Annotated in this window: 5 protein-coding genes; all 5 read right to left on the bottom strand. The window is 70.8% G+C overall.

Translation table 11 applies throughout. The features are described from left to right. Positions 1 to 192: 192 nt before the first annotated feature. Positions 193 to 1215: a 3-oxoacyl-ACP synthase III family protein gene (locus DI269_RS01230; protein WP_232822563.1), complete on the bottom strand. Its 1023-nt coding sequence runs from the start codon at positions 1213 to 1215 to the stop codon at positions 193 to 195. 69 nt (positions 1216 to 1284) lie between these two features. Further along, positions 1285 to 1968, bottom strand: a complete 684-nt coding sequence (locus tag DI269_RS01225) for an HAD family hydrolase (protein WP_112133334.1) — start codon at positions 1966 to 1968, stop codon at positions 1285 to 1287. Next, positions 1961 to 2704, bottom strand: a complete 744-nt coding sequence (locus DI269_RS01220; protein WP_157974685.1) for an AfsA-related hotdog domain-containing protein — start codon at positions 2702 to 2704, stop codon at positions 1961 to 1963. The genes DI269_RS01225 and DI269_RS01220 overlap by 8 nt, the downstream gene beginning before the upstream one ends. A gap of 590 nt (positions 2705 to 3294) precedes the next feature. Beyond that, positions 3295 to 4107, bottom strand: a complete 813-nt coding sequence (locus DI269_RS27965) for a carboxymuconolactone decarboxylase family protein (RefSeq protein ID WP_232822562.1) — start codon at positions 4105 to 4107, stop codon at positions 3295 to 3297. Positions 4108 to 4117: 10 nt separating this feature from the next. Then, positions 4118 to 4342: a tautomerase family protein gene (locus DI269_RS01210; RefSeq protein ID WP_112133331.1), complete on the bottom strand. Its 225-nt coding sequence runs from the start codon at positions 4340 to 4342 to the stop codon at positions 4118 to 4120. Positions 4343 to 4479: the final 137 nt, after the last annotated feature.

Here is a 4479-nt window from a genome sequence, read left to right as displayed (position 1 = left end):
GAGGCGGCGCGCCCGGGCGCGGAAGCCCGCGGCGGGTTCGGTCCGGCGAGGGCTGAGGTGCTGGTGCATCGGTGTCACTCCGTCGTGGTCGGTTGCAGCGGGTTCGTTCCCGACGCTAGGGCTTCGAGCGCGCTCGAAGTCAAGCGTCGCGGAGCGCCGGGCCGTGTGGGCGGCCCGGCACTCCGCCGGCGGTCACGGGGTCGCGGTGCCGCCCCATCTGAGGTAGGCGCTGCCGATGGACATGCCGCCGCCGAAGGCCGACAGCAGCACGCCGTCCCCGGGCCGGAGGTGCCCGGCGCGGTTGGCGTAGTCGAGCGTGATCGGGACGGAGGCCGCGCCGGTGTTGCCGAACTCGTCCACGAGCAGGTGGTGGCGGGCCCGGCTCAGGCCGAGGCTCGGCTCGATGTCGCGGAGCATCCGGCCGTTCGCCTGGTGCGGGATGAAGTGCTGGACCTCGTCCTCGGTGGCGTCGGCCTTGCGCAGGATCTCCTTGACGGCCAAGGGAAGCTGCTCGGTCACGAACTCGCGCACCGCCCGGCCGTCCATGGTGAAGTACTGGCCGGGGTCGTCCTGCGGACGCGTGCGGTTCGGCGTCCGGCTGCCGCCGTTGGGGACCTCGATCATGCGGTGGTGCATGCCGTGCGTGCGCAGGCTGGTCGCGACCAGGCCGTGCGGCGCGGCGACCGGCCCGAGGATGACCGCCCCGGCGCCGTCGCCGAAGAGGACGGCGGTGCGGCGGTCGGCCGGGTCGATGATCCGCGAGTAGACGTCGGCGCCGACCACGAGCGCGTAGCCGCCCCCGCGGATACGCGCGGCGGCCGCGTCGAGGGCGAACATGAAGCCCGAGCAGACCGAGTTGACGTCGTACGCGGGGACGCCGTCGGCGCCGATGCGGTGCTGGACGATCGCGGCGGTCGCGGGCTGCGGGTGGTCCGGAGTGGACGTGGCGACGATGATCTGCTCCAGCTGCTGGGGCAGGATTCCGGCGTCGTCCAGGGCCGCGATCGCCGCGGCGGACGCGAGGTCGGAGGTCGCCTCGTCGGCGGCGGCGTAGCGGCGGGTGCGGACGCCGGTCTTGCGGACGATCCATTCGTCCTCGACGCCGGCGCGGGCGCCGACTTCGGCGTTGCCCACGACGTTCGCGGGCAGGTGGGAGCCGGTCCCGATGACGCCGATGCTCATCGGCGGGCTCTCGTAAGCGGTGGGGGTCAGCATGTGCGGTCACCTCGGTGCTGGTCTGCGCTCCCTTGTGGAGAGCGGCGGATTCGGTCTGGTGAGCGGCGGTCAGGCCGCCGCGGCGGCGGGGTCGAGGACGCGCCAGCCGCGGGTCTCGGCCCGCCGCAGCAGGACGGGGTCGTCGCCGACGACGACGGCGGAGCCGACTGCGTCGAGCATCGGCAGGTCGCTCGCGTGGTCGCCGTAAGCGACGCAGCGTGCCGGGTCGAGGCCGCGCAGCCGGGTCACGGCCTCCACCACGTGCGCTTTGCCCTCGCCGATCACCGGGTGGTCGATCTCGCCGGTGAGCCGGCCGTGGCGCACCCGCACGGGCGCGCCGTGGGACTCGGTGGCCCCCAGCAGGTTCACGATCGGGTCGAGGCAGGCGAAGAACGAGCCGGAGACGAGGACGGTGGGAACGCCCGCGTCCCGCAGCGCGGAGAGCTCCGCGACGGTGCGTTCGACGAGGAAGCCCGGTTCGGCGAGCTCGGCGCGCAGCCAGGCCTGGCCCGCGGTGGCGAGCCGTTCGGCGCTCTCGCCTGCGTAGCAGCGGTAGTAGGCCCGGTTGACCTCTTCGCGGGGGACGCCGGAAGCGGCCAGTTCGGCGAGCGTCGCCCGCAGCACCCGGTAGGCGCCGGGCGGTTCGCCCTTGGACTCCAGGTAGAACTCCAGGAACCGGAACATGCTCTTGACGGAGATGAGGGTCTCGTCGACGTCGAAGAAGGCCGCGTCGACGCCCTCGTGCTCAGACACCGGCGGCGACGCCTGCGGCCAGGCGCGACTCGTGGGTGACGGCGTGGGCCGCGCGGCGGTGCTCCTTGCCCTCGATGAGCTCGGACTCGAACGCGGAGAACGACACCTCGGTGAGCGCGCAGCGGCGCTCGGCCTGGTGGACGGCGATCTCGGCGGTGAACGCGAGCCGGGTCGGGTCGCCGACGGCGGCGTCGAGGACCTTGTACTCGATCTCCGCGGCGAGCGGGAACAGGAAGTTCTCGAACGACGTGCGCATCGACTCGATGACGAAGTAGTAGCCGCCGCGCAGTTCGGGTTCGACGTAGTAGCGCTCGGTGACCGCCAGGAACATCTGCCGGGCCGCCTCGACCACGACCATGCCCTGGACGTGCTGCCCGGTCTGGTGGTCCAGGAGCAGTTCGTTGTCGTTGTGAATGCGCAGCGCGGCCCGGTAGACGCCGGGTCCGGTCGAGCGCAGCGCGGCGATGAGCGCGTTGTCGGGATGTCTCTTGTGGACCTCGTCGGTGCCGAGGGTCTCGGCGGCGACGGGCTCCAGGAGCATCCGGTCGGCGACGCCGACGCGGTTGACCACGGCCTGGAGGCGGTCCCATTCGGCGGGCGAGACGCCCTGCCCGGGACGGAGGGTGAGCAGCTCGCCGGCCTGGCCGTAGAGGCCGGACTGGAGGTCTTCGAGGAGCTGGCCGATGGTGAGGACGTCGGGGTGCTCAGAGCTGAAGCCCTGGAATCTGATGCCCACGACGATGAGAGTTCTGCTGGAATTCGGCATTCGCTTGTCCATCCGCTAGGGACTGGCATGGAACGGGGATTCCGCGCGACACTGCGACGGCGATGCGGACTCCGGATCGGTCCACATGGGGATTGGAAGGTCCGATTGATCTGGCGCCATTGGGGAAAGCGGTGTACTGATTCAGCATAGGCAGCACACCCAGCGTAAGCAACCATCCAGTTAGTGTTGTGAATCAACTCACACAAAGCAACGCAATTTGTAACAAATACATTGCCGCGCTGTGTGCACGACTTGAACCGACCATTGCGAATGCACTGCGTGTCAATGAAATCGAAAAGCAGCCCCGTTGTTTGCCGCATTTGAACGCAATTGCACGGCACGCATTCCCCTTCATGCACAGCGTCCACTGTCGAAGTTCCAATGCGATCTCGCCCCACCCGAACAAGCGACCACTGCGGCCTGGATCGACCCTCCCGTCGCGCACTGCGCGCGGGCCCCTCCGGCCACAGGCGGCCCGTCGCGGCGGCCCGGAGACGGAACGGGCGCGGCCCCGCCGTGAAGCGGGGCCGCGCCCTTCTCGGTCATGTCGCGCCGCGCCGTCAGCCGGCGCTCTCCGGCTCGGCGCCGTCCAGCAGGCCGCGGGCCTCGAAGACCTCCCGTGCGGCGTTCATCGCGTTCAGCGCCGCGGGGAACCCGGCGTAGACGGCCATCTGGATGATCGTCTCTACCACCTCCTCGCGGGTGCCGCCCACATTGAGCAGTCCGTGGATGTGGACCTTCAACTGCGGCAGGGCACTGCCGAGGGCGGTGCAGGCCGCCACGGTCACGATCTCGCGCGAGCGCAGGTCGAGTCCCTTGCGCACGTAGACGTCGCCGAAGGCGAACTCGATGATGTAGCGGCCCAGGTCCGGCGCGATCGGCTCCAGACTCGCGATCACCGCCTCCCCCGCGTGGCCGTCGATCTCGGCCAGGGCCTTCCAGCCCCGGTCGTAGCGCGTGCCCTCGGGTTCGGCCTCGGCGTCGGCGAAGCCCGGCTCGTCGTCGTCGCGGGCCTCGAAGACCTCCCGCGCCGCGCCGATCGCGTTCAGCACCGCCGGGAACCCGGTGTAGGACACCAGGTGCATGATCGCCTCGACGATCTCGCGGCGCCCGATGCCGATGTTCAGCGCCCCGTTGACGTGGAACTTCAGCTGCGGCAGCGCGTGACCGAGCGCCGTCAGCGCCCCGATCGTCGCCAGCTGCCGCTCGCGCAGGTCCAGGTCCGAGCGGTGGTACACGTCCCCGTACGGGAACTCCACCGTGAGGCGGCCCAGGCCCGGGGCGATGTCGTCGTAGCCGTGGACCACCGCCGGCTCCTCGGTCCCGGCCAGCGCCCGCAGGATCCCGATGCCGCGGTCGAAACGGTTCTCCATGTCCCCCATGTTATTCGGCCACCGAACGCCGCCGGCTGAGTTCGGGGAAATCAGGGTTGGTGGCCATGACCCCGGCCTCCCCCCAGCGAGCCTGCGGAATCTCGTGGACCACCACGGTGATCTTGTCCAGCGGCGCGCCGGTGACCTCGTGCGTGGTCGCGGTCAGGGCCTCGATGAGCTTCTGGCGCTGCTCGTCGGTCTGGTTGGGCCAGGTCGTGACGGTGATGAACGGCATTGCGATCTCCTTGGGATCATTCGGGAACGGGACGGGTGCGGGCGCCGGTCGCGAGCAGCGCCGCCGCCGCGACGGCCGCCGCTCCCGCGACGGTCACGCCCGCCCAGCCCCAGGCGGTCCACACCGGGCCGAGGGCG

It is taken from the genome of Glycomyces dulcitolivorans (assembly GCF_003265355.1).
GTDB classification, from domain to species: domain Bacteria; phylum Actinomycetota; class Actinomycetes; order Mycobacteriales; family Micromonosporaceae; genus Glycomyces; species Glycomyces dulcitolivorans.
This window is presented reverse-complemented; position numbering and strand designations above follow the sequence as displayed.

Coding starts and splice junctions, on each gene's coding strand:
- DI269_RS01210 (WP_112133331.1), bottom strand. CDS start 4,342: ATGCCGTTCATCACCGTCACGACCTGGCCCAACCAGACCGACGAGCAG.
- DI269_RS27965 (WP_232822562.1), bottom strand. CDS start 4,107: ATGGAGAACCGTTTCGACCGCGGCATCGGGATCCTGCGGGCGCTGGCC.
- DI269_RS01230 (WP_232822563.1), bottom strand. CDS start 1,215: ATGCTGACCCCCACCGCTTACGAGAGCCCGCCGATGAGCATCGGCGTC.